The following is a 23,066-nucleotide window of genomic DNA, read 5'->3' as shown; positions in this document are numbered from 1 at the left end:
GATGCGTTAGAAAGCATTATTGAAGGTATCAAAGATGGGTTGGGGGAATATTCAATTTTGCTAAAACCTGTCATGAGGATGGCATTGAACTATCACTTAAATGAAATAAAACTAGCTCCAGTTATGGCACCAATCACAGCCGTAGGGCCGGCAACAATAGTGCCTTCACTTAATGAAATGAAGTTGCACACTGCTTCAATTTTAAAATTTCATGTAGGTAAAGAAAATGAATTGCGCCGCCAACACTTTTTTGTTTCATATAAAGGTAAAGATGTTGTTGGATATGCAATCGACAGCAGGGAATTGGAGCATGATTCACCGGCGCATATTAAAAATTTGATTAGGAATCATATTGTTGATGCAATGACAGAGGAATTTATGCGGCAACTTGACGTGCAGCGAAGGGGTGATGATGAACGCATCAGATAAAGAACTGTTACTACTTGCGGCAAAGGCGGCTCGGTATGCCATTGTCGGTGAAGTTGATGCCATGGTTGCGCAGCCTGGCGAGAGTAAAGCAGGGGGGGTTGTTATTCGCAATGACCGGGGCGGCGATTCATTATGGAATCCACTATCTGATGATGGGGATGCGCTGAGGTTGGCTGTCAATTTAGGATTTACCTACGGGATCATAAATCAAGGAGATGTGGAAGCAACCCGACGTGCCATCGTCCGCGCCGCGGCTGAATTAGAGAGGGGATTATGACTGTGACTAAGAAAGCTAGAGGCATTCCATCTAAGTTCACGGATGAACTATTCCAAACAGTCTGCGAAAGAATAGCTGACGGTGAGCCATTAAGGCAGATTTGCCGTAGTGAAGGCATGCCAACTTACAAGACTATTTATAATTGGATTGATGAGGATAACAAGCTATTGCAAAGTAATGATGAGGAGGTTAGGAGTGCATCAAAGCACTTATCTACACGCTTCGCGCGCGCCCGTGAAGATGGACACGATGCTATTGCTGAAGAAACCATGCAGATCGCTGACGATGGCACGAATGACTGGATGGAAAATAAGTCCAAAGAGGGTGAAATCGTAGGCTGGAAATTAAACGGTGAGCATGTACAGAGGTCAAAGTTGCGGATTGAAACTCGCTTGAAACTGCTGGCAAAGTGGAATCCTAAGAAATACGGCGATAAAGTTGAATTGTCCGGCCCTGGTGAACAGGGTGAGCATATATTTAAAAATACCAGTGCAGCACCGCAATTGCCAAAAGAAGAGTGGCTCAAAGCGCACGGAATTGATCTGCCTAAATGATTGTAGTCGATGACCACAACTTAAAGTGGGCTGAGAAAGCTGTACGCAAACTTTGGGAGCCGCAAAGAGGGCCGCAATCGTCGGCAATTCTGGCCGCATGGTGTGATGAGCTATTCTTTGGTGGTGCTCGCGGCGGTGGTAAGTCCGACTTCCTGCTTGGCGATTACCTGCAAGGCGTCGGTGTCGGTTATCGTGGATTATGGCGCGGCATTATCTTCCGTAAAACATACCTTGAACTGGAAGAGTTGCAGATCAGGGCTTCTGAGATATTCCCTGCATACGGCGGCGTGTACAAGGTTCAATCCTCTGCTGAGTTCCCGTTCTCAAATTGCTGGTACTTTCCGGGCGGTGAAACGCTCAAGATGCGCTACCTTAAAAGCGATAAGGACGCTGAAAACTACCAAGGCCATCAATATGCATGGATTGGCTTTGATGAGTTAACCAATCACGCAACACCTACGGCTTATGACAAGCTGAAAGCATGCTTGCGTATTCAGGGGGTGCCAAAGCGCATTCGTTCATCTGGCAACCCGGGCGGCAAAGGTCATCTATGGGTTAAACAGAGATTTATTGATTGCGCGCCACCTTATACGCCATACCTGGACAAAACTACTGGATTGATGCGTGTTTTCATACCATCGAAGCTAAAAGACAATCAATACCTGCGAGACGACAAGCAATATATCGCGCTGATTAAAGCATCCGGTAGCGCAGAACTTGTTAAAGCCTGGCTTGAAGGGGATTGGAATGTTGTTGCCGGAGCATTCTTTGACTGCTGGAATAGCAATATCATCATTCCCCCGTTTGCAATACCTCGCACCTGGACACGGTTTAGATCATTCGACTGGGGCTCTGCGCGGCCATTTAGCAATGGATGGTGGGCAATCAGTGATGGCGGCCTGCATATTCCAAAGGGTGCGATTGTTCGTTACCGTGAATGGTACGGAATGAAAGAGGGCGAGTATAACGTTGGCTTGAAGTTATCTGCCGAAGAAGTAGGTAATGGCATCGTAAAGCGCGAGAAGGGTGAGGATATATCTTATGGCGTAGCAGATCCGTCATGTTGGAAAGTTGATGGCGGCCCAAGTGTGGCTGAGCGAATGGTCAAGGTAGGCGCTAAATTTCGCAAAGCTGACAACTCACGCATAAATGGCTGGGATCAGATGCGGCAGCGCATGGTTGGCATTGATGATCAGCCTATGATTTATTGCTTCAATACCTGTATCGACTCGATCAGGACAATTCCACTGCTGCAGCACGATGAGAATAAACCCGAAGATTTGGACAGCGACATGGAGGATCACCCAGCAGATGATTGGCGCTATGCCTGCATGAGTCGACCTATGTTGAAAACCAGCAAAGAACGCAAGAAAGAGCCAGAGCCAGGCACTATCGGCTGGGTTTACAGCCGCACCACGGAGCAAAAAGAAAAGTCAAAATATCGGTCTTAGCTATATCGCATGGAATAGAGACCGCTCAGTTAATCTGCCAATACACGTTTTTCCTTAAACGCTCTATTGGAGATTAATCATGAAACAGAAACAAACCGCGATTCTGAGTTCTGCTGTAAACGGCGCGACTATCAACACTCAAGAAGCAGGCTTTCTGCCTGGCATGCAGGTTGTGGTTGACTTATATGCACCGGTTGGCGCATTCAGTGGCACTGTCAAAAGTCAAACATCGGTTGATGGCTCTACATGGGTTGATGCCGGCACACCATGGGTGACAACTGCAGGTGGCTTGAATTCACAAGTAATAACCCTGGCTCAATTCTTCCGCATCGTTACTACCGCTTACGCATCAGGCTCTGTACAAGGTCGCATCCTCTCTGACATCGGCGGTTAATAATGCTCGAGGAGGTAAATGATCATAAGGGGCCGGTTAGCCCTGAAAAAAAGCATGAGCAAGACCATTGCGCCCGGCTGCTTAAACGCATCAAAGCCTTTGATAAGCAACTCAAAGACCGGGCGAATGGTTGGAAAGAAGCGCGCAAATATGCAAATGGCGATCCAGAAGAGGATGGCGAGAAGGGCCTTGTCCGCGTCAATCTGGTTGGCTCTATGCTGGAGGCTATTCAACCTTCTATCTATGCGCGCGCACCTGAGATTGCGGTAGAAGTCGATGAGCGGCTAGACACTACCGGCTATCCGACAATCAAGAAGTTTGCCAAGACACTTGAAAATGCCTTAAATATCTTCCTGGTTAAGGATGCCAAGCTGAAAACGCGTGGTAAAGCTGCTGTACGCGGTGCGCTAACGTCTACTGTCGGCTTCGTAAAGCTCATTTACCAGGTTGATTATCGTGACGACCCGATTATTCGCAATCGCATCAACGATACGCAGGACAATATTGAACGCATAAACCTGCTATTGGAAGAAACAGATCCGGATGGCCAGGAATGCGCTGAAAATACCTCCAAGCTATTTGAATTGCAGCAGCAGGTCATGGCGCTTGAGAATCAAGTTGAAGTAGTTGCTGCCGAGGGGCTTGTAGCAGATGTATTGCGGGCTGATGATTTAATCGTCCTGGATGCAAGTGTGCGTGACATTGATGAGTTTGACCAGGCATCGGCCATTGCACACAAAATCAAGATGACTATTGGAGAGTTTAAGCGACTCTTTAAGAAAAAACCGCCAACTGGCGTGAATACCTACGTTCTTGATCAGGAAGATGACACCAAGGACGAAAACAAAGATTACGACAACGACGATAAGATGATCATCGTCTATGAAGTGTGGTCACTGGCCGATTTAACCGTGTACACGCTGTGCGAAGGTGCCAAAGAGTACATCCGGCCACCATATCAACCTACTGCATTAGGTGCTAAATGGTATCCGTTCTTTGGGCTACAGCTTCGCCGGGTAGAAGGCGTCAAATATCCACGTTCATTTGTCGAGCAATTGATCGAGTTGCAGGACGAATACAACACTATGCGCACGAATGCAAAAGAGCATCGTCGCAAGAATATACCGGTCCGGGTTTTCAACAAGGCGGCTGGCATTACGGATGAAGAAATCGGCAAAATCAATGCGCGAGATATCACCACTGATGTGATTGGCGTTACTGCTGACAGTATTGACCCTGCCATCTTCGCTAATCAGATGGTTAGCCTGCCTGAAATACCTTACAACCCATCAATGTATGACCCAAGCGGCGTTTTGTACGATATGGAGCGCGTTGGTAACACCCAGGATGCCGCAGTTGGTGCAATTCGTGAGGCCAAGACAGCTACAGAGGCGGAAATCGCTGCCAGCGGCCAACAAGGGCGCGCCAGTGAGTCATTGGATGTAGTTGAGGATTGGCTATCTGACATTTCCACATATGCAGCGCAATTACTGCTTCAGAATGTGCCGGAAGCCACAATTAAGAAGCGATTCGGAGCAAATAGCGTATGGCCAACACTTACCAAGCAAGACTTATTCGAGCTAGTGAACATCACCATTCGCGCCGGATCAACTTCCAAGCCTAACAAGATGCGTGAGCGTGATCAATGGATTCAATTGCTGCCACAGATTCAAACAGCACTCGATACGCTTATCACAGCGAAAAAAGAAAACAACACACAGCTTGAAAGCGTTGTTATTGCCTTGCTGGATGAAACATTCAAGCGCTTTGACGAAAAGCTGGACGTGAAAAACATCCTCGGCCTGACTGATGAAGAAGGCAACGATGTTGAGAATGAACCGGAACTGCCGCCTGAAGTAATTCAGAAGATGGAAGAAATGAAAAAGCAACTTGAAGCTGTCACGCAGGAAAACGAGCAATTGAAGGCGGATCGCAGCATTGATCAGCAAGAAGTCGATATTAAACAACAGCAGGCCGATAACCAGTCGCTTGAAGTCATGAAAGAGGGAGTAGTAAATGCCTAATATCCACATCGTACGAGAAAATAGCCTCAATCTGAATCGTGGCATTTATGCTGACTGGATGGGGAACGCTCTTAGTGACGGCAATGCTAATACATTGCTTGTTGAAGGTTCGGCTGTGTTGGTTAATTACAAAAACGCATACCTTAACGAAGCATTGAGTGCGGCCCAAATAGCAAATGGGAATATTAATGGCGTTGCTGGTGTAGGAGATGGCATTCTCTACGATGAAAACGGCGAGGAAATTGTTGTAGCCACTGATCCATCTAGCAAGGTTGCAAACTCGCTAAGCGCATCGGATAAATTCATAGATGTAACCCAGCGCCATTATGCTTTTCAAGACAACACAGCAACCACAGCAGCCTTTCGGATCTGCTATCAAAACGAAAACAGGGACGGAATCACAATTATCAATCCGCCAACTAATACAGTCACTTTGCGGATAGGTTTAAAAGATTCTGACAATGTTCTAGATGCAAACGGCTCATTTTCTGTGTTTGAAACAGTTGCCCCAGGCGAGCAATTGGACCTTCCTTATGAGCGTAGACAAGTGTTTTTAAAGCAAGCCCAAAATGGGGTTGTTGCTGATCAATATGCTGTAGTGACAGAAAGGTTTTCATTATGATTACAAAAGGCCCAATTGTGGCGCCTCAGAATAACGGGTTCGGCCTCAAAAATATTGCATACATCAATGCAGTTAATGAGCCATTAAAGCTAAGTGCTGATATGGTGACCTTTTACGGTAGAAACCTAACATCTACTTCTACCCTTAGTTTCAGCACCAACGTTGACACGCTATCAACGCCGACATGGACGGACATATTTACTTTCCCTGTTGTGAATGGGTCTCAGCTTCGGAACTTCATTGAGTTGCCTAACGGCGAAGCATTGGCTTCCTGTGATGAAACAACAAATCCAACAGGTACAAATTTAAGCCTGGTCTATCAATCAACCGGATGGAATTTTGGTGTTGGCAGGCTGACTGCCACATGGGAGTTGGTGCATACAACCATCGGAGGGAAAATAGCCCCGCATTACTGCTTTCATGATTCTGCATTCGGTAAGAATGGCGTCATGATGTTTTCAGAGGAAGGCACCCAGACAACAGGCGGCGCAGGCAACCAAGCTGCTGACGTGAGAAAGGCCCGCCGTGTATGGAGTTATAACTACAACACAAATGTGGCTACTCTGATATTCGACATTTACGAATACGGAGCCACGCAAGGTTTTCAATATCCAGCAACAGTTCATATTCACGGGGTTGGATATGATGAGGATTGGGATCGTTATTGGATTTGCTATGGCGACGGAAACGGCAATGGGAAGGATATTGCCGGGCTAGGTAACACAATGATCGTATATATGGACGGGTTAAAAGCCTGGACAGGATTAAACGGGTCTGACTGGATCAAGCTGCCTCTACCAAAGAACTGGACTAATGCTGCACCAAATCAGTCGCAGACACAGCAATGGATTTGCCCACTAATTACGCCGAAGGCTATTGTATTCACCCCTGACACTGTAGAGCCTAAACGCCAATGGGTGTACCCAAAAATGGGCTATCGTAAACTTGGCGCACCAGCTGTAGCCACTCGTTATCGTGGTACCTCGTCACAAGGTGGCGCAGTCAATGGCATGGTTACAAGGACCAGAAAAGATAGCAAGCACCCAATCTTTTATACGGGCGTTCAGGGCGGGCTGACACAGACTGGTGTTGAGCGCGCAATTATTCCTGTCTCTGATTCTGATGGGTTAAACCACAGCATGATTTCAGAGTTTCTCCCTTTGCAATCTCCGGTTCTGACAAGCGTTGGTTATACCGCCATATTTGGCCCCACAATTAACGGGAAGATTGTAGGTAAGGCGGCACATTACATCAACAACACGCCAGCGAACAGAACAATGGTTGCTGACTTGATTGACTACTCTTACGCAAAGAGCCCTGTTGGTGGTGTAGCACAAGCACAGAATGGCACACTGATTCCTCATGGTTTGCCATTTGCACCTTCAAAAGTTGAGATCAAACAGACGGTTGCTAACAGACAGGCATTTGTATCGGCTGTAGATGAAACAAATATCACTGTTGGTTTACGTGATTTAGCGGGTACAGCCATTGCTGTTAATGAATCTGTCCGCTGGTCAGCGGCTCTTTAGGAAAAACCATGAAAACTCCAAAATTCAAAGTAGGTGATAATGTGAAAATGGAAGGCCGAAGTGATGAACTGATCATTTCAGAGGTTGATGTCTCTCCGTGCTCTTGCTCAAGTCATGAACGGCATGAAGATGATGAGATTTATTACTCTATCAATGACTGGTTTAATGTTAAAGAATCAGAAATAACCAAGGTCTAAAGCAAAATCACTTCTGCCCGCTTCGGCGGGTTTTTCTTTGCCCATGCAATACCAATATCGCATGGAAAAATATGCGATGTTGTAAATTCATGGCACGTGTAAACAACTAAGGTGCCGACCACATGAATAAATTGCTTTGCTTCCTGTTTTCTTTTCTGACTATGTATGCCGTTGATCCAGCCGAAGGTGGAGGTGATCAATCAAGCGATTCTGATACGGGGGCTGACGGAGTTGAAGAAGCGGTAGTTGAAGATGTTGGTGAGTCTGCCTGGGAAGCAATACAAACCGAAGATGATGGCACTGGTGAAGTAAAGCCAGAAGAAGAACAACTAGCTGGTGAAACACCAGAACAAATTGCAGAAGCGGAAGCTGCTAAACAGGCCGAGGCCGAAAAAGCTGCTGAAGCTGCAAAGGTTATCACTGAAGATGACCTGAAACCACTTGAAGGCGCAAAGCAAAGCACCCAGGACCGGTTTCAAAAGATTACTGAAGGTTATAAGACTGCCACGGCAAAGGTTGAGACATTAACTCAGGAAAACCAGCGCTACAGAGAATCGTTTGACTCACTGCGCCAGCTTGGATTTTCTGATGAAGCTGCTGCAAGTGACCTAGTTGAATTCTCGCAATACAGACAGGTTCTTGCATCTGGTGATGTAAATCAATTCTCTGAGATTATCAACGCTCAGTTAAAACAGTTTCAAGACCTGCATGGAAAGCCTGTGCAAGTTGGCGGTTCGATTATCAATGATCATCCTGACTTGCAGCAGAAGGTTGACAACCTTGAGATTGATGAGGCTACAGCAATAGAGGTGGCGCGCGCACGTAATCTGCAAAACCGCGCAAACAGAGATAACCAGCGCCAGGTTGAGCAGACTCAATCAGCGCAACAAAGCCAGCAAGTGATTAATGATGCCGTTGATCAGGTTGTGAAAATGGAAGATAACTGGCGCAAAACAGATCCTGACTTTTCGGCAGTGTTGCCAGAATTGCAGGAATCAATCGCTGAGATACGCGAAAAGATGCACCCAAGCCAATGGCCGGTAGCTATAGAAATGCAATACAAAGCAATTAAAAAAGCAATGGCTGGTGCAGCAGTGAATACGCGCCAGGCAACGCCTTTACGTGGCAATGGCCACATGAGCGGTAATAGACAACCCGCAAATATGCAGGAAGCTGCATTGCAAGAAATGGGAATGGACTTTTAACGCTTTGTTGTACCGGCTGTTAGCGGATTTCGCCACCGCGCAGGGCTGTAATGGTAGTCGCCCAACCGTGAAATGACCCCTCAATTTACGATTGGAGTATTACTATGCCTTTGAACGCTGGCGAAATCGCCAAAATCTCTAAAACCGCCATCACCGCGTATGGCAAAAACAAGCCGATTGACCAAATCAACGTTGAACGTCCTTTGCTGGATATTCTTGTGCCTAAAGCAAAAGACCTGGTTTCCGGCCCTGATGGCTGGACTATCAACGTCTTTAAAGCCAATGACGGTAACGGTCAATACTACTCTGGCAACGGTAAGGTTACTTACAACAGCCGCAACCCTAACGAGTTGGCGAAATACAATCACACTAACTTCCATGATGGATTTGTGCTGAACGAAGATGAACTGTTCCGCAACGGCATCAAAGTGAATGATGATATCGGCAAGTCCACTGCAACCAAGTCAGAAGTCATTCAGTTGACCAATATGCTGGAATCACAGTTCATGGCATTGGAAGAAGGCGCAAAAGACTTCATCCACGCTGCTTTGTGGTTGGATGGCTCTCAGTATGCCGACGCAGTGCCAGGCATTGACGCATTGGTTTCAACTACACCATCATCCGGCACAATCGGTGGCATCCCGGCTTCTAACGCTTACTGGCAGAACATTGCCCGTACAGGCTTGGGCACCACTCTTGCAGTGCTGTTAGATGCAATGGAGCAATCAAAACGCGACATCATCCGTCGTAAAGGTCGTTTTACACATATCTTTGTTGGCTCTGCATTCTACGATGCTCTGCGCAACGCTGTGATCGCTGCAAACGTTACTCAGATCACATATGGCGGTGGTTCAAAACTGAACATCGATATGGCGACAGACACAATCAAATTTGATGGCATTCCATTGACTTATGTGCCTGACTTTGACACCAACTTCGGTTTGTCTGCACCAACAATCCCTTGGACAAAACGCTGCTACTTCCTGAACCTGAACCAAGCTGCTGACACTGGCGTTGTATTGCGCGCAGCTAAAGAAGATTTCATGAAAATGCGCTATCCAGGTCGTCCAATTGACCAATACACCTATCACTTTGCAATGACTGCAAAATGGGGCATTGGTGTTGGTAAACGTAACTCTAACGCAGTATTGGCAATCGCCTAACCAAATAAGAGCGGGTGTAATGCCCGCTCTAACCGTTTTTACAACCAGGAGAAATCCAACATGAAACAACCTTATGTAATTGCACTGCTTCGCCGGTCAGAGAATGAAAAAACGCCTCTGGTAGTTTATCCGCATGAAGTTGAAGTGCTGAAAGCCCTGCATGGTAGTGATGCCATTGTTGAAACAGAAGATACGCCACCGGTGGCAAGTGGTGAGTTTGACCCACATGATGAATATGCGCGCCTTGAAGGTTTGTACATCGGTAATGAACAGCGCCCAAATCCAGTTTTCACTGCCCTGGGTGATGTTGATGAATTCGTTGCATCTTTCAAAGGCAAGAAAACAACTGTCAGCACACAAACGCCAAAAGATAGTGGCGACGATTCCGAGAAGGATGAACTGGTCGAGAAAGCCAAAGGTCTGGGCATTAAATCACCTCATCTATTCGGCGTTGATAAGCTGAAAGAGAAAATCGAAGAAGAAGAAGCCGACAAAATCAAAGCATTGGTCGAGAAAGCTGAATCTTTGAACATCGAAGTTCAAAATGAGTGGGATATCGCTACTCTTGAATCTGAAATTGCCAAGGCACAGTCATAAGCCATGGCATTGCCGCTGAAAAAAACGCTTGGTGAGATCCGGTCACAGATCCAATCCCGCTTGGGCTTTGGAATGGCCGGAAATGCTCAGATCGTTAACTCTGCATTGATCGATGATTTCATTATTGATGCGCAAGAGGCTTTATATATTCAATTTGATTGGATTGAGCTAAAAGCAACATATGAGCGTTACACCGGCGTTAATCAGCAGTTCTACGATTACCCGCCTGATTGCAATGTAGAGCGCATAAAAAGCCTTTCTGTGTATTGGAATGGTGATTATGTGCCTCTCATTGAAGGAATTGATTTAAAACATCGCGGCATTACGCCTGGAACTATTCCTTGCAGATATGAGCGCCGCGACCAACTTGAAATATGGCCGATTCCACAATCAGCCACCTACAAACTACGATTTGAGTACGAGCGCACCTTACTCCCTCTGGTAGACAACAGCGATAGGTTATCTTTGCCTGATGAAATGGTGAAGCTGTATGCATTGGCAAACGCCAAGGCGCATTATCGCCAGCCAGATGCAGACAGATATGCATCACAGCTTGAATCAATGTTATTGCGTCTTAAAGCACAGCATAGATCACGCACTGAATGGAAGCGCACTGAGCGTGTGCCATCGCCATATGCAAGCGTTTCATCAGATCAGGACGTCTAAGTGCCAAAGACTATCAGCTTTGATCGGTTTGATTTCGGACTTGATCTAAGGAAAGGTTTATCAACTTCTGACGCCAACCGTTTGCGTGTATTGAAGAATGCGCATGCTACTGAAGGCCGGACAATTCGCAAGCGGCCAGGAACTGTGAAGGTTGCAACGCTAGAGGCTGGCACTGAAGGCTTATTTGCAGGTAATGGCAAACTTAATACCTTTTACGGCGGCACAGCGCCTATCTCGCATGCAAATGCGCTATTCAAAGCCAATAACGTACAAAACCCTGTCACGCCAGCATTAACGCTGGATAAAGTGCATTACGGTGATGTGTTTAATGGCTTTATGTACGCTGCTGTCGAATATGTTGGCGGTGAGATTAAACACCACTATATGGAAAACCCATCTCCTTGGTCAGCGGCGGCAGTTGTTTATGTTGGATCAGTTATTCAGCCAACAACATCTAATGGATTTCGTTATGTGGCGACAAGTATTACAAATGGTGTTGCAACATGGGTGGAATACAACATCGAGACATTAGGGAATTTCAAAGTTCCCACAGTCCCAAATGGATTACGTTACAAAGTAACAGATGTTTCTGTTGGTGATGCTACATGGGCTGCTAGCGCGGCTGTCATTCTTGGTCAATTCAGGAAACCAACGGTTTCAAACGGTCATCGCTATGAAGTAACCGTTGCAGGAACAACATCATCTGTAGAACCGGCTTGGCCGACAACGGCAGGTGGAACAGTCGTTTCTGGTACTGCAACATTCACATGTCGAGATACAAACAGAAGTAACGGGATCAGAACGTTCCCTGCAACTACTGCATTGGTTAATGGTGACAAGGTGCAGCCATCAACGCCAAATGGATACTTTTACGAAGTTACTACCCCAGGCACTACGGCGGCATCTGCACCTGTATGGCCAACGGTGAATGGTACAACAGTCGTTTCAGGCGGCGTGACGTTTGTAACCAAAACAAAACCATCGCAAGAACCTGTATGGCCAACCGCAGCAGGTCAGACAGTAACTGATGGAAACGTGATCTGGACTTGTGAATCTACTGCGACAACGAGCGGTTCAGAACCTGCTTGGAGTACGACAGCCGGGGCAACGGTTAATGATGGATCTATTGTATGGGAAACACAAACCTATGCCGTTATGGATGCCAATTGCCCCAATACAAAACAAGTCACAAAAATTGCATCGAAGATCTGGGCCGTTGGCATTGATGGCGATGTAGTCAGATATTGTGCGACGAATACACCGCGCGATTGGACGACCGCAAATGATGCGGGGTTTCTGCCGGTTGGACTGCAACAATCAGGAGCTAATGAAGCTACAGCATTGGGGTTTTACAGCAATAGACTGGTTGTATTATTCGCAGATTCATCGCAAATATGGAATGTTGATGTTGACCCGGCATTGAATGCATTCCTTCAGGCGGTTGATGTTGGATCAGTATTGCCTTATTCCCATGCCAATATGGGCGGCGATGTGTTTTTTCTCTCTCCGGCAGGTGTAAGGACAATCACGCGCCAGGATGTGACGACGAACCTCATTGATGCTGACGTTGGATCACCTATTGATCGTGAGTTGATAAGTGGTGAATTTATTAACATAACAGATGCTAAAGCTCAGTATTACAGAGGCGGCGGCCAGTATTGGCTTTACTCTGGCAATACTGCAGTTGTGTACACATTCAGCCGAACAGCCAGTATCTATGCTTGGAGCGTTTACGAATTCCCTTTCAATCTGGATTATCTGGATGAGCTAAACGCCGAACTATATATTCGCTCCGGCGATGATGTATATCGCTTGGACCGCACAGTAAAAACTGACGATGGTGTCCTGTACTCAGTAGATATTGAGCTTGCATATCTTGACTTCAAGTCACCTGGCATCCTTAAACAGATTCAGGCTATGGATGCAGTCGTTAGCGGCTCATGCCAAATTTCACATCGTTATGACCCACGCAGCACTGAGTTGGTGACAAATCCACCTGTGACTATTCAAGGCGATTCGCGCCCTGGCTATTTGATGCCGGTGGAATTATGCGCTGTGAGTATTGCGCCGGTGATTCGCAACTTTGATGATGAAGATTTCGAGCTACATCAGCTTACTTACTATTATGACAATTTGGCCCCTTTATGATCAGAAACGCCACTCTAGATGATATTCCGAAGCTCGTTGAGATGGGCCAAGCACTTCACGATGAAACAACGTATAAGCATGTTTTATACAGCCCTGAACGTGTTGCAGAAACATGCCGCCTAATGATTGCTAATGGATTCTTGGTGGTGGCTGAAAAGTCCGGAGAAGTTATCGGCGTAATGATGGGCGATGTTTATATGCCTTGGTATACGACGGAACGCATGGGAATTGACTACACGTTATATATTTCTCCTGAACACCGAAATGGATTGATTGCAGTCAAGTTGATTAAACGTTTTGAACAATGGTGTATTTCAATGGGGGCCAAACAAATCAGGCCAGGGATCGGAACCGGAGATATGAAGGTCGCCAGGCTGTATAAGGCGCTTGGTTATAAATCGGTTGGTGAGTGGTTTTTGAAGGATGTGACATGAGATATTTAGGACAAGAATACATTGCACACATTGATGGCAACCAATCCGTAGATGGCGGTAAGCTAGGCCGTAAATTACACAAAGGCGGTGGAGGCGATGGTGGCGCGGCAGAACGTAAAGCGGCTGAAGATGGACGGATTGCAGCAGGTATTCGGCGACTAAATGAAGTGTTTGGCATTTCATCACCAAAAAGTGTCGATAAAAATCAGTTTTATGTCACTGTGCCAACAAAATCAACTGGCTCACCAATGGCAGATGTTGGACAGTCAAAGTACACAAAAATATTTAACCAAGCAGCTTATGACGATGCTGTTAAAAAAACGCAAGACGAAGCTTTAACTAAAAATCCCAACGCTGTAGCAAGAGAAAATCTATATTCAAAAATTGGTACTGATGCTACTAATGTCGCGAAAACAGATATTGATAAAGAAAGAATGCTTACTGAGCGTGAGCTTAAATTTCAATTGGCCAGAAATGGCCTGAGTGGTGGTAGCCGTGATATTGATGCAAACCGTGATGTGCTTGATACCTATCAACAAGGCGTTTTGAAAGCCTCAAACATCGGAACGCAGACGGCTAATGAAGCCAGGTCGAATGATGAGAAAACCCGAGTTAATCTGATCAATTCAATTCAGGCCGGGCTTACTTCTGGTGACGCGGTGCAACAGGCTTATGCGGGCATGGCGAATAACGCCACAGCCGCGCAAGATTCAGCCAATGCAGCAAGCCTAACAGGATTCTTTGATGTGCTGAGAAATCAGCAAGACCGTAACCAGTACCGCGCTGGAGTTGAAAGTGTTGCCGGGCAAAAAACCAAACCAACATACAACAGTAGTGCAACCGCTAATTACGGCGGCACGGTTAGATCAGCTTAGGGAGTGAATCATGTGCACAGGCGGTGAAATATTAGCAGTAGGGGCTGCATTAGGCGGTACCTATTTACAGCAAGAAGCGGCAGCCGACACTGCGAAACAGCAGCAAAAGATTATCAATGCCGGCGCTGACGAAAACTCACGCCTTCAATCAAAGAAAGCTGACACCATAACCGGCTTTGCTGAAAATACTTTCGATCCAACAACACGTGAGCAACGCTATGAAGATGCGGCCTCCAAGAACGAAAGCTCATTAAAAGATGCGCTTTTAAGTGCTTCTGGTGGCGAAGGTAAGATTTATACCGGCACCGAAGGCAATTTATCAAGCGATTACGGCAGATCAAAAGCCGCAGCAACATCAAGCGCCAGCCAAGACATTTTAAACCGGGCTAAATTGCTATCTAGAAGTAATGCAACCGGCCTTATGTACAACGACGAGAGCTTAAAGGGCGGTACGTTGGCAAGCGATCTTCTAGGTATTAATGCTGCTGGTTCACGCAATGGAAGCGCTACACAAGCTGGCGTAGGTTCAGTCCGCAATAACGGCTCAGTGCTTGGTGGAATTCTTACTGGAGGCGCGGCAGGTATAGGCAAGGCTTATGACAAGAAATACAACTCACAGTAATTTATAATTAAAGGCACCAAGATGCAAAATCGCACAAATCTGGGCATGTCGATCGGTCAGATGCTTTCATCAGCAAATGGCGGAAATAATAGTTTTATGCAAGGGCAGCAGGCCGGGGCTGATATTGCTTATCGCAAAGCCGCAGCCGATAAGATGAATGCAGAAGCTGAATCTGAACGAGCTGCCCAGTTAGCCAGAAGCGATGACGGATTAGCTAAAACATTGTTGGCCGGTATTGGTGCTGATAGCGAAGATGGCCGCCGTGATTTCAATGCGTCTCTTTCAGGTACATATCAACCACCAACACAGCCGCTTGCCTTCATTGATGGCGGGAAAGAACTGCCTGCGCCTGAATATGTAGCCAAATTCCCTGAATTGCAAAACAGATATTCAACATTAAAACAAATGCTTGCTCTGGGCGACAAAGACATCACCCATCTGCCAAAAACTATTCAAGGTGATCAGCGCAATGCAATAACCGCAAACCTTGGTAACGCCACGCCACAGGAAGCGGCAAAAATAGGATTGCGGGCATCAGCGCTTGAGGGCAATGTGAATCCGCTGGAGATGCAGAAAGCGGCGATTTTGTATGGTCTTACCAATGGTGAGAACTCAGTAGATGCGCAAAATGCTTTATTGCTATCCCAGGGTAAGACTCGTTTTGATAATACCGGTGATGTTGGAGTCATCGACCTCCTCACTGGAAATCAAGACCTGAATGTAATTGGAACTACTAGAGCAGATGAAAATACTGGCAAAGCAAATCAAGCCAATACGGCCGCTGATCTGAACACTGCCAAAGTTGATCAGACTGTGGCTTCTACAAATTTAAATAATGCCAATACAGGATTAGTCCAAGCTAAAACAGCCAATGAAAAGCTTAAGCCGACAACTTCAAAAGGATCTAAGGGCAATGCGACATTGCCGACTCCTGCATTGAAAATGCAGCAGGAAGAATTAGAGGCCATCGGCACGGTAGCTGGCACTAATTCAGACTTGAGTGCAATCAAAGCACAAATTGAAAATGGAACATTGAAGCTTGGCACGTTCACAAACTTTCTTTCCGGTGCCAAAAACTATCTAGGTCAAAGTGATGAGTCTAGCCAGGCATATTCGACTTTGCAGGCCATGCTAGAAAAGGCCCGTAACGCTTCATTACAGCTAAACAAAGGCGTGCAAACTGATGGAGATGCCCAACGGGCCTGGAATGAGTTGATTACCAACCTCAATGATCCTGAAGTTGTAAAAAAACGCCTTGGCGAGATTGTCGGTTATAACGAGCGTGCCGTTAAATTGCGCAAGGCAAAAGTAAATAATCTTCGTAGCAATTATGGCGCAGGACCAATGGATTTTAGTGAGTTTGACTCGCCGAATACGTCAGTTAAATCGAAAACTCCTGCAAATACTAATCCAGCATCAAGCGGACAAGATCAGGCAGCTATCTCTTGGGCCAAATCAAACCCAAATGATCCACGTGCAAAACAGATTCTTCAGTTGAACGGACAGTAATCATGGAATATGCAAAACTACTTGATGAAGCTGAAACTAAATATGGGCTTCCAAAAGGACTTCTGCATTCGCAAATGCAGGCAGAATCTAATGGCAATCCAAATGTTAAATCCCCAGTTGGCGCTGTTGGACTGATGCAGTTTATGCCAGATACGGCTGCGCAATATGGAATTGATCCTCTTGACCCTGCCCAATCTATAGACGGCGCAGGACGTTACATGCGTGATTTGGTTAAACAAACTGGGAACACTCGTAGTGCTCTTGCTGCCTATAATTGGGGCATTGGCAACCTCAAGCGGAAAGGCATTGATAATATGCCTGACGAAACACGCAACTACATCGACAAAGTAAGCAAAGGCATGAAAACAATAGCCAAAGCCGGCTTAAATGGTGTAGTTACAACGGCGCATGCAGAAGCTGGACCAAATACAAACAGTATTGCAAACGCATCGAACATAAATCAAAGTAACAGCTTCAACCCTGATGCTTATCTTGCAAATAAGGCACCCAAAGCAACGACACAGACTGTATCAACCTTTGACCCGGATGCATACCTTTCTTCCAAAACATCGCAACCAAAAAAAGATGATGGCATTTTCTCAGGTCTTTCATTAAGCAACGTGCCTGGCAATCTTAAAAATCTAGTTGGCGGTGCCGCTGAAGGCATTGGACAGATTGGGGCAACCATTGCCCAGCCAATTCAATATGCTGCAGAGAAGCTATTTGAAAAGCCGCCAACTATGGCAGAAATGATTGCCGGGAAACACAAAACTAATAGTCCGCTCGGTAACAACGCAGAAATGCGCGATAACATTGCCAAGAATCTGCGTGCCATGGGGGTCGATACTGATTCCGGCTTATATACAACTGGAAAGCTTGGTGCAGAGATTGCGGCAACGCTACCAGTTGGCGGCGCGATTGGCAAAGTTGTTGGTAAGGTAGCGCCTGCCCTTGGTGAAGCAATTGCATCTGGCGGCTTCTCGCTTGGGAAAGCCCCTGCAGCAAGTCTTGGTGAGTCGGCTGTTAACGCTCTTACACGTGTTGCAGGTGGCGCTATCAATGGCGGTGCAACGGTTGGTTTAGTAAACCCTGATGATGCGGCCACCGGCGCGATAGTAGGTGGCGCATTCCCTATTGCGGCGAAGGTTGCTGGCGAAACTGGCAAAGCAGTAGGCGCAGCTGTTCGCCCGCTCTATGAAAAAGGCAGAGAGGCGATTTTAGGTGAAAGATTACTTGAGCAAGCTGGGGCGAACCCTGGACAAGTTATTCAAAACTTGAAAGCCGCGAAAGGTAGTACGCCAGGATTTAATCCTACTGTTGGCCAGGCTGCTGGTAGTGACGAACTGGCAACTATGGAGCGTGTCATGCGCGGCGCAGCCCCTGGCGCTTTCCAAGATACTATGGAGGGTCAAACTAAGGCTTTGGCTAATGCTGTTCGTCAGCATGGCGGTGACGATGTGCAAAGACAATTATTAGTTGATGCGCGCGCCAATGCAAGTGAACCTTTGTTCAATGCAGCAAATAGTCAACAAGTGCAAATGACGCCTGAAATTGAAGCGTTAATGCAACGGCCCTCTATGCAGCAAGCGACCAGCCGCGCAGGCACTATTGCAAGTGAAAAAGGGATCCCGTTTGATTTAAACAATCTTACTGGTGCTGATGCTCAACGTATAAAAATGGGCTTGGATGATTTGGTAAATACCGGTGGCCAATCTGGACTAGGGGCAAACGAGTTAAATGCGATTCGTGACACTAAAGGCAATTACCTGTCTGAACTAGAAAAGCAGATACCAGCATATCTTGAAGGGAATCGCGCGTTTAAAGCTGGATCAGAACCAATTAACCAGATGGATCTAGGCAATGCCATTGCCGACAAGTTTATTCCGGCATCACAGCGCGATATGGATATCCCGATAAGCCTAAACTATGAAACTTTGGCAAAAGCTCTTAGGGATAACGGCGACGGCATTGCGAAGAAGGCTACAGGATTTAAAGGCGCTACTCTGGCGAATACAGCCAGCCCGGCGCAATTGGAAAGCTACCAGAATGTTTTGAACGATATTGAGTATGTAAAACAAGGCATGCGCGGGAAAATGGCTGGCAGTGACACATTCCAAAACCTTTTATTCAATGCAAAAACGAAGGATGGCATCCTGGCCAATATTCCGGTGTTCAAGGGATTGAGTGCGGCCTCGTTATTGCGAGTGCGTGATTTTATTTACAAGCAGCCAAATGAAGCATTACAGCAGAAACTTCTAACGGTATTGCAAGACCCGAATGGCGCAGCGTTATTGATGGAAAGCGCACAGAAGGGTAGCGCAACGCCTGGATTGGTTCGCATGTTGAAAAGCCCGGCCATCATCAATGCAACTGAAGTAATGCTGGCAGAGTGATTATTTTAAGTAGCCAAACAGGCCGGCAAAGAATGCAATAACGCAAACCACAGCCATCTTTAGCAACTTAAATTCTATTAATGTCATTGAGAAATATTATCATAAATAAGGAATCATCATGGAAAACAACTATTGCCCACATTGCGGAAAAAGCATGAAAGAAGAAGATGGCTCGAAAGAAGCAATGATCGATGAGTTGATTGAGTCATTTAAAGCAGAAGGTGAAAGCAAAGAATCTGATAAAAAGCAACCAGCAAAAAAGGCTTCAAAGTAAGTAATCGCATGGAAATCTAGCGCGCAATATAGGATAGGTCAAATTCAGGAGTTTGACCTATGAGCACCGCACCAGACTATACGCCAGGCACTAGCTTTGCAGATGACGAAGCAAATAACGTCGCCGGGCGTTCTCTTGTTAAAACGACCAGCCTAGATACTGAACTGGCTAACGTTTCAACGTCTATCAATGACATCAATGCAAACCTTCAAGCAATCCAGCGTGATGATAATAAGCTTAAGGACGGCATTATTGAGCCTTATGCTCTATCTGAGCAAACAAATGCTCTTATTGCTGTTGGTGGTTGTAACCCTAGAGGTACATGGGCACCAGATACAGATTATGCTTATAAAGACCTGATCCAGAGAAATAATATCGCCCAGATATGCTTGCAACAGCATAATTCTGGGTCTTTGTTTGTACAGTCTTTTTGGCTTCCTATATCCGGTGATGGTACGAGTGCAGCAAATGCCGCAGCTGCCGCAGCTTCTGCAAGTGCCGCATCAACGTCAGCATCCAGCGCTTCAGCTTCTGCAACTACAGCAACAAATGCAGCCAGTTCTGCATCTACTAACGCAACCAATGCTGCGTTGTCAGCAACCAATGCAAGTAATAGCGCAACGTCTTCTGCTACAAGTGCCACAGACTCAAGCAACAGTGCATCAGAAGCATCTGTAAGTGCTGCATCCGCAGCAGCAGCAGCAGCGTCAATAACAGCACCAGAAAATAATGCATCAGACCCAACGCATACTAGCGTCTCCTCTACAAAAGCAGCATCTCCTGAATGGGTAAGGGGGCTAATAGGTGAATTGCGCCATGCAAGAACATCATTCAGCTCCCCCTATACCCCAGCTTCAGGAGAGTCGTTCCTTCGCCCACATGGTTTAACAGGGAAAGTGCCGTTTGGAGGAAGAATAATTCTTGAATGTGTTGTTGCTGAATTTGGTTATGCGCCTGGCGATAGGGTTACCGCGTCATTCATGCGCACGGGTGGAACAATACTACCCCTCATAAATGTAATCTCTGATTCAACAAATATTGGGATGACATTGCCATCCGGTTACTCTCTTGCAATTTCAGTTAAGACCACAGGGAACGCTGCAACGCCCACAGCCTTAAGCTGGAAGTATGCATTTGAGTTTACATACATAGGCTAATCATGCAGACGAAATACTTTGTTAATGAACAGGGCAAATATATCGGTTCAAGCTCCGATCCTGTGCCGCCTGTCACTGGCATAGAAGTTCCAAGCTATCCGAGTAATCTGACAGACGAAGTTTGGAACGGTACTCAATGGGTATTCATAAAGAACATCACTGTATCGCGCGCACAAGCAAAGATCGCATTACTGAATGCTGGAAAATTAGCTTTGGTTCAGCCTGCTATTGACGCAATTAGTGATCCTGTATTACGCCAGAGAATGCAAATCGAGTGGGATGAACGGTTGGAGTTCAATAGCCAGAACCAAACTTTGCGCACACTGGCGCAAGTAATAGGAATAAATGATCAGGAATTAATAGAGCTTTTAGAGATAGCTTCAGAACTATAAATATTAAGCAGCCGCTTTCGAGCGGTTTTTTTGGCTGAATAAAGGAAGTATAAATGAACCAGGACGCACACGACAGATTGACCGAACTCGAAAAAGACTTCGTTCAGCTAAAAAAAGCGGTTGCCGAAAATACCAAGATAACCAATGAGATCAACAATACTACCGGCGAACTGCTTGAGTTATTCAAGACGGCTAAAGGTGGCTTCCGGGCGGCTTATTGGATTGGAAACTTTCTTAAATGGACATTCGGCCTGATTGCGGCTGGCGCAGCTGCATACGTTGCCGCGCGTGAGTTCTTGGGGAAGTAGCATGTTCTCGTTAATCACGAAGGTTATTCACGACTGCTTAACTGGCGTTGATGGTGTGACATATGACCCGGCCCGCGTTTATGGGGGCATGGCTGTCAATGTGTTCTTGTTGAATTCCATGTATGCCATCTATCGCGGTCAACCATGGGGGGCTGTGGACTTTGGTACAGGCTTTGGTTTGTTGATGGCTGGATTTGGTGCTGCTGTGGCTTGGAAGTCTAAGACTGAGCCTACACAGGAAGAGGGCGGTAAATGATCACCATCGAACAATACGTTGGCAAATGGTCAGAAAATGAGGATTGGACCGAAGTGCGCCAAGCGTATGCAGCGCAGTTGTTGATTCAGGTTAACAAGCTTCTTGAGGCCGCCAAAAAAGCAGGTATTGAGCTTAAAAATAATCCGAATACAGATTCACTTATTTCCGGCACTCAATACGGCGGATTCCGCCCGCAGTCGTGTCCGATTGGCGCGGCAGGATCAAGTCACAAGCAAGGCCAGGCGGTTGATATATTCGACCCGCAGAACAAGCTGGATGGCTGGATAAATGATGCCATCCTGACGCAGTACGGGCTTTATCGGGAACATCCGGATGCCACAATCAGATGGTGTCATTTATCAACGCGCGCGCCGAAGTCTGGCAGAAGGACGTTTTTGCCATGAGTGAAGAACAGTTATCACTTCAGCCAACATATGGAATTATTGATCCTGATTATGCGCGCATCTATTCAATTATTCGATGCATTGCTTGGGGATATGGCTATGCCGCGATGATGCATGGATCCTTTACGCGTGATTTAGATATCCTAGTTGTTCCTTGGGCTGAAAAGGCCAATACACAGCCGCAAAGATTTATAGACCTTATTTGTGCAAAATGCAATTTAAGAGAAAACGGCCATCCACCAGGCATCAAACCTCACGGCCGCATTGCTTACACATTGATGCTTCCTGAGTTTGGCGACCCGCGATTTGTTGATATTTCATTCACACCCAGCAAAGGGCCTGCCGATGTTTAAAATCATTGGCGGATTTGTACTAAAGCACCTGCCCGCAATCATCCTGGCCGCACTTATAGCAATCATAGCCTGGCAGTTCTACAGCATCACGTCAGAACGCGACAAAGCCATCAAAGACTATACCGAGCTAAAGCATGCCTTAGATATCGCCAAAGCGGAAAATACAGGCAAGCTGGCAGAATTGAAGGCTGAAGGTTTCCGCAACAAAGCTGACCAGGACAAGCAACACATAGCCGACATTCAACACATAGGCACTCAATACGGAAGGGTGATCAATAATGACAAAGCAACTATTAATCGTTATCGGGCTGATATTTCTGACAAGCTGCGCCAGCAACAAGCCGCAAATAGTGGCAATGGAATGCCCAAAGATGATGCCGGCGGACTTGCCGGAGACGACGGCAACCCAGCCGCTATTAGACTGGAAGAAGAGTCGCCCGGCTTCTACAAGCAAGCCTACTCCGGCGCCCAGCAATACATCGAAACCTTAGAGCAGGCCGGGGCAGTTTGCGCGGTTGATTATAACCGTTGTTATGCTTATGCGAAAAGCGAGCAGGGCAGGCTGGGTGTTGAATCTAGTGATGTAATTGAGTGACTAAATCCATATTAGTTTCAATAATAGTTGTTGGAATTTTATGTGCATCTGCCGCTTCTATTATCCTCGCCACAAAAGCCCAATCATTTTTATTTAGCATCCATGTATAAGGCGAAATGGAAATGATTTGTCCAGAATTAATTGCCGCATCTACGGAAACACCCATTTTTCCATAGAAATTATTCCATTGACTTACATCAGCTTTCAAAGAAATTATTACTTTAGCGGTCATTTACCT

Annotated in this window: 28 protein-coding genes; 27 read left to right on the top strand and 1 reads right to left on the bottom strand. The window is 46.3% G+C overall.

Features of this window, described 5'->3' with window-relative positions; all coding sequences use genetic code 11:
- The first annotated feature begins 84 nt into the window (after positions 1-84).
- The 27 genes from ACFQ2T_RS04970 to ACFQ2T_RS04840 all read left to right on the top strand — a co-directional run bounded on the left by ACFQ2T_RS04970 (position 85) and on the right by ACFQ2T_RS04840 (position 22,828).
- Positions 85-429 carry a hypothetical protein gene (locus ACFQ2T_RS04970; protein WP_379031316.1) on the top strand — a complete coding sequence of 115 codons (345 nt, stop codon included), beginning with the start codon at positions 85-87 and terminating at the stop codon, positions 427-429.
- Positions 413-706 carry a hypothetical protein gene (locus ACFQ2T_RS04965; RefSeq protein WP_379031313.1) on the top strand — a complete coding sequence of 98 codons (294 nt, stop codon included), beginning with the start codon at positions 413-415 and terminating at the stop codon, positions 704-706. The genes ACFQ2T_RS04970 and ACFQ2T_RS04965 overlap by 17 nt, the downstream gene beginning before the upstream one ends.
- Entirely contained in the window at positions 703-1,260 is a 558-nt protein-coding gene (locus tag ACFQ2T_RS04960; RefSeq protein WP_379031311.1) for a terminase small subunit-like protein, read from the top strand. Before ACFQ2T_RS04965 ends, ACFQ2T_RS04960 begins: the two co-directional genes overlap by 4 nt.
- Entirely contained in the window at positions 1,257-2,711 is a 1,455-nt protein-coding gene (locus ACFQ2T_RS04955; RefSeq protein ID WP_379031308.1) for a hypothetical protein, read from the top strand. Before ACFQ2T_RS04960 ends, ACFQ2T_RS04955 begins: the two co-directional genes overlap by 4 nt.
- 79 nt (positions 2,712-2,790) lie before the next feature.
- Positions 2,791-3,105, top strand: a complete 315-nt coding sequence (locus tag ACFQ2T_RS04950; RefSeq protein WP_379031305.1) for a hypothetical protein — start codon at positions 2,791-2,793, stop codon at positions 3,103-3,105.
- A gap of 2 nt (positions 3,106-3,107) precedes the next feature.
- On the top strand, positions 3,108-5,129 hold the full coding sequence (locus ACFQ2T_RS04945) for a hypothetical protein (RefSeq protein WP_379031302.1): 2,022 nt from the start codon (positions 3,108-3,110) through the stop codon (positions 5,127-5,129).
- Positions 5,122-5,751 (top strand): hypothetical protein, encoded by a 630-nt coding sequence (locus ACFQ2T_RS04940; protein ID WP_379031299.1) that lies wholly within the window; start codon positions 5,122-5,124, stop codon positions 5,749-5,751. The genes ACFQ2T_RS04945 and ACFQ2T_RS04940 overlap by 8 nt, the downstream gene beginning before the upstream one ends.
- On the top strand, positions 5,748-7,280 hold the full coding sequence (locus ACFQ2T_RS04935; RefSeq protein ID WP_379031296.1) for a hypothetical protein: 1,533 nt from the start codon (positions 5,748-5,750) through the stop codon (positions 7,278-7,280). The genes ACFQ2T_RS04940 and ACFQ2T_RS04935 overlap by 4 nt, the downstream gene beginning before the upstream one ends.
- An 8-nt stretch (positions 7,281-7,288) precedes the next feature.
- Entirely contained in the window at positions 7,289-7,477 is a 189-nt protein-coding gene (locus tag ACFQ2T_RS04930; protein WP_379031293.1) for a hypothetical protein, read from the top strand.
- A 122-nt stretch (positions 7,478-7,599) separates the two neighbouring features.
- On the top strand, positions 7,600-8,682 hold the full coding sequence (locus tag ACFQ2T_RS04925; protein WP_379031290.1) for a hypothetical protein: 1,083 nt from the start codon (positions 7,600-7,602) through the stop codon (positions 8,680-8,682).
- Between the two features lie 104 nt (positions 8,683-8,786).
- Positions 8,787-9,845 (top strand): phage major capsid protein, encoded by a 1,059-nt coding sequence (locus ACFQ2T_RS04920; RefSeq protein WP_379031287.1) that lies wholly within the window; start codon positions 8,787-8,789, stop codon positions 9,843-9,845.
- 60 nt (positions 9,846-9,905) lie between these two features.
- On the top strand, positions 9,906-10,442 hold the full coding sequence (locus tag ACFQ2T_RS04915; protein ID WP_379031284.1) for a hypothetical protein: 537 nt from the start codon (positions 9,906-9,908) through the stop codon (positions 10,440-10,442).
- Positions 10,443-10,445: 3 nt separating this feature from the next.
- Positions 10,446-11,108 carry a phage adaptor protein gene (locus ACFQ2T_RS04910; protein ID WP_379031282.1) on the top strand — a complete coding sequence of 221 codons (663 nt, stop codon included), beginning with the start codon at positions 10,446-10,448 and terminating at the stop codon, positions 11,106-11,108.
- Entirely contained in the window at positions 11,109-13,256 is a 2,148-nt protein-coding gene (locus ACFQ2T_RS04905) for a hypothetical protein (protein ID WP_379031279.1), read from the top strand.
- Positions 13,253-13,690, top strand: a complete 438-nt coding sequence (locus ACFQ2T_RS04900) for a GNAT family N-acetyltransferase (protein WP_379031276.1) — start codon at positions 13,253-13,255, stop codon at positions 13,688-13,690. Before ACFQ2T_RS04905 ends, ACFQ2T_RS04900 begins: the two co-directional genes overlap by 4 nt.
- Positions 13,687-14,565 carry a hypothetical protein gene (locus tag ACFQ2T_RS04895; RefSeq protein WP_379031273.1) on the top strand — a complete coding sequence of 293 codons (879 nt, stop codon included), beginning with the start codon at positions 13,687-13,689 and terminating at the stop codon, positions 14,563-14,565. The genes ACFQ2T_RS04900 and ACFQ2T_RS04895 overlap by 4 nt, the downstream gene beginning before the upstream one ends.
- Positions 14,566-14,575: 10 nt before the next feature.
- Positions 14,576-15,187, top strand: a complete 612-nt coding sequence (locus ACFQ2T_RS04890) for a hypothetical protein (RefSeq protein WP_379031270.1) — start codon at positions 14,576-14,578, stop codon at positions 15,185-15,187.
- 21 nt (positions 15,188-15,208) lie between these two features.
- Positions 15,209-16,696, top strand: coding sequence for a hypothetical protein (locus tag ACFQ2T_RS04885; RefSeq protein WP_379031267.1), 1,488 nt, complete (start codon positions 15,209-15,211; stop codon positions 16,694-16,696).
- 2 nt (positions 16,697-16,698) lie between these two features.
- Complete coding sequence (locus ACFQ2T_RS04880) at positions 16,699-19,089, top strand: lytic transglycosylase domain-containing protein (RefSeq protein WP_379031264.1); 2,391 nt, start codon at positions 16,699-16,701, stop codon at positions 19,087-19,089.
- Positions 19,090-19,207: 118 nt separating this feature from the next.
- Positions 19,208-19,363 (top strand): hypothetical protein, encoded by a 156-nt coding sequence (locus ACFQ2T_RS04875; RefSeq protein WP_379031262.1) that lies wholly within the window; start codon positions 19,208-19,210, stop codon positions 19,361-19,363.
- Between the two features lie 59 nt (positions 19,364-19,422).
- Positions 19,423-20,520 carry a hypothetical protein gene (locus ACFQ2T_RS04870; protein WP_379031259.1) on the top strand — a complete coding sequence of 366 codons (1,098 nt, stop codon included), beginning with the start codon at positions 19,423-19,425 and terminating at the stop codon, positions 20,518-20,520.
- A gap of 2 nt (positions 20,521-20,522) precedes the next feature.
- Positions 20,523-20,912: a hypothetical protein gene (locus ACFQ2T_RS04865; RefSeq protein ID WP_379031256.1), complete on the top strand. Its 390-nt coding sequence runs from the start codon at positions 20,523-20,525 to the stop codon at positions 20,910-20,912.
- 53 nt (positions 20,913-20,965) lie between these two features.
- A complete protein-coding gene (locus ACFQ2T_RS04860) occupies positions 20,966-21,220 on the top strand; it encodes a hypothetical protein (RefSeq protein WP_379031254.1) in 255 nt (84 codons plus the stop codon).
- Between the two features lie 88 nt (positions 21,221-21,308).
- On the top strand, positions 21,309-21,476 hold the full coding sequence (locus tag ACFQ2T_RS04855) for a hypothetical protein (RefSeq protein WP_379031251.1): 168 nt from the start codon (positions 21,309-21,311) through the stop codon (positions 21,474-21,476).
- Complete coding sequence (locus ACFQ2T_RS04850) at positions 21,473-21,880, top strand: hypothetical protein (RefSeq protein WP_379031249.1); 408 nt, start codon at positions 21,473-21,475, stop codon at positions 21,878-21,880. The genes ACFQ2T_RS04855 and ACFQ2T_RS04850 overlap by 4 nt, the downstream gene beginning before the upstream one ends.
- Complete coding sequence (locus tag ACFQ2T_RS04845) at positions 21,877-22,233, top strand: hypothetical protein (RefSeq protein ID WP_379031246.1); 357 nt, start codon at positions 21,877-21,879, stop codon at positions 22,231-22,233. Before ACFQ2T_RS04850 ends, ACFQ2T_RS04845 begins: the two co-directional genes overlap by 4 nt.
- Positions 22,226-22,828: a hypothetical protein gene (locus ACFQ2T_RS04840; protein ID WP_379031243.1), complete on the top strand. Its 603-nt coding sequence runs from the start codon at positions 22,226-22,228 to the stop codon at positions 22,826-22,828. Before ACFQ2T_RS04845 ends, ACFQ2T_RS04840 begins: the two co-directional genes overlap by 8 nt.
- Here the strand turns inward: ACFQ2T_RS04840 and ACFQ2T_RS04835 are convergent.
- Positions 22,809-23,060: a hypothetical protein gene (locus ACFQ2T_RS04835; RefSeq protein WP_379031241.1), complete on the bottom strand. Its 252-nt coding sequence runs from the start codon at positions 23,058-23,060 to the stop codon at positions 22,809-22,811. The genes ACFQ2T_RS04840 and ACFQ2T_RS04835 overlap by 20 nt on opposite strands.
- Between the last annotated feature and the right edge of the window lie 6 nt (positions 23,061-23,066).

This window comes from Methylophilus flavus (genome assembly GCF_042678905.1).
In the GTDB taxonomy this organism is placed as follows: domain Bacteria; phylum Pseudomonadota; class Gammaproteobacteria; order Burkholderiales; family Methylophilaceae; genus Methylophilus; species Methylophilus flavus.
The sequence above is the reverse complement of the archived record's forward strand: the minus strand, read 5'-3'. Positions and strand labels throughout refer to the sequence as shown.

Excerpts from the sequence above, each read along its gene's own strand:
- ACFQ2T_RS04890 (WP_379031270.1), top strand. The coding sequence starts at position 14,576 with ATGTGCACAGGCGGTGAAATATTAGCAGTAGGGGCTGCATTAGGCGGT.
- ACFQ2T_RS04875 (WP_379031262.1), top strand. The coding sequence starts at position 19,208 with ATGGAAAACAACTATTGCCCACATTGCGGAAAAAGCATGAAAGAAGAA.
- ACFQ2T_RS04915 (WP_379031284.1), top strand. The coding sequence starts at position 9,906 with ATGAAACAACCTTATGTAATTGCACTGCTTCGCCGGTCAGAGAATGAA.
- ACFQ2T_RS04940 (WP_379031299.1), top strand. The coding sequence starts at position 5,122 with ATGCCTAATATCCACATCGTACGAGAAAATAGCCTCAATCTGAATCGT.
- ACFQ2T_RS04870 (WP_379031259.1), top strand. The coding sequence starts at position 19,423 with ATGAGCACCGCACCAGACTATACGCCAGGCACTAGCTTTGCAGATGAC.
- ACFQ2T_RS04895 (WP_379031273.1), top strand. The coding sequence starts at position 13,687 with ATGAGATATTTAGGACAAGAATACATTGCACACATTGATGGCAACCAA.
- ACFQ2T_RS04935 (WP_379031296.1), top strand. The coding sequence starts at position 5,748 with ATGATTACAAAAGGCCCAATTGTGGCGCCTCAGAATAACGGGTTCGGC.
- ACFQ2T_RS04920 (WP_379031287.1), top strand. The coding sequence starts at position 8,787 with ATGCCTTTGAACGCTGGCGAAATCGCCAAAATCTCTAAAACCGCCATC.
- ACFQ2T_RS04910 (WP_379031282.1), top strand. The coding sequence starts at position 10,446 with ATGGCATTGCCGCTGAAAAAAACGCTTGGTGAGATCCGGTCACAGATC.
- ACFQ2T_RS04835 (WP_379031241.1), bottom strand. The coding sequence starts at position 23,060 with ATGACCGCTAAAGTAATAATTTCTTTGAAAGCTGATGTAAGTCAATGG.
- ACFQ2T_RS04945 (WP_379031302.1), top strand. The coding sequence starts at position 3,108 with ATGCTCGAGGAGGTAAATGATCATAAGGGGCCGGTTAGCCCTGAAAAA.
- ACFQ2T_RS04930 (WP_379031293.1), top strand. The coding sequence starts at position 7,289 with ATGAAAACTCCAAAATTCAAAGTAGGTGATAATGTGAAAATGGAAGGC.
- ACFQ2T_RS04860 (WP_379031254.1), top strand. The coding sequence starts at position 20,966 with ATGAACCAGGACGCACACGACAGATTGACCGAACTCGAAAAAGACTTC.
- ACFQ2T_RS04845 (WP_379031246.1), top strand. The coding sequence starts at position 21,877 with ATGAGTGAAGAACAGTTATCACTTCAGCCAACATATGGAATTATTGAT.
- ACFQ2T_RS04855 (WP_379031251.1), top strand. The coding sequence starts at position 21,309 with ATGGCTGTCAATGTGTTCTTGTTGAATTCCATGTATGCCATCTATCGC.
- ACFQ2T_RS04960 (WP_379031311.1), top strand. The coding sequence starts at position 703 with ATGACTGTGACTAAGAAAGCTAGAGGCATTCCATCTAAGTTCACGGAT.
- ACFQ2T_RS04955 (WP_379031308.1), top strand. The coding sequence starts at position 1,257 with ATGATTGTAGTCGATGACCACAACTTAAAGTGGGCTGAGAAAGCTGTA.
- ACFQ2T_RS04865 (WP_379031256.1), top strand. The coding sequence starts at position 20,523 with ATGCAGACGAAATACTTTGTTAATGAACAGGGCAAATATATCGGTTCA.
- ACFQ2T_RS04850 (WP_379031249.1), top strand. The coding sequence starts at position 21,473 with ATGATCACCATCGAACAATACGTTGGCAAATGGTCAGAAAATGAGGAT.
- ACFQ2T_RS04950 (WP_379031305.1), top strand. The coding sequence starts at position 2,791 with ATGAAACAGAAACAAACCGCGATTCTGAGTTCTGCTGTAAACGGCGCG.
- ACFQ2T_RS04840 (WP_379031243.1), top strand. The coding sequence starts at position 22,226 with ATGTTTAAAATCATTGGCGGATTTGTACTAAAGCACCTGCCCGCAATC.
- ACFQ2T_RS04880 (WP_379031264.1), top strand. The coding sequence starts at position 16,699 with ATGGAATATGCAAAACTACTTGATGAAGCTGAAACTAAATATGGGCTT.
- ACFQ2T_RS04965 (WP_379031313.1), top strand. The coding sequence starts at position 413 with ATGAACGCATCAGATAAAGAACTGTTACTACTTGCGGCAAAGGCGGCT.
- ACFQ2T_RS04925 (WP_379031290.1), top strand. The coding sequence starts at position 7,600 with ATGAATAAATTGCTTTGCTTCCTGTTTTCTTTTCTGACTATGTATGCC.
- ACFQ2T_RS04900 (WP_379031276.1), top strand. The coding sequence starts at position 13,253 with ATGATCAGAAACGCCACTCTAGATGATATTCCGAAGCTCGTTGAGATG.
- ACFQ2T_RS04885 (WP_379031267.1), top strand. The coding sequence starts at position 15,209 with ATGCAAAATCGCACAAATCTGGGCATGTCGATCGGTCAGATGCTTTCA.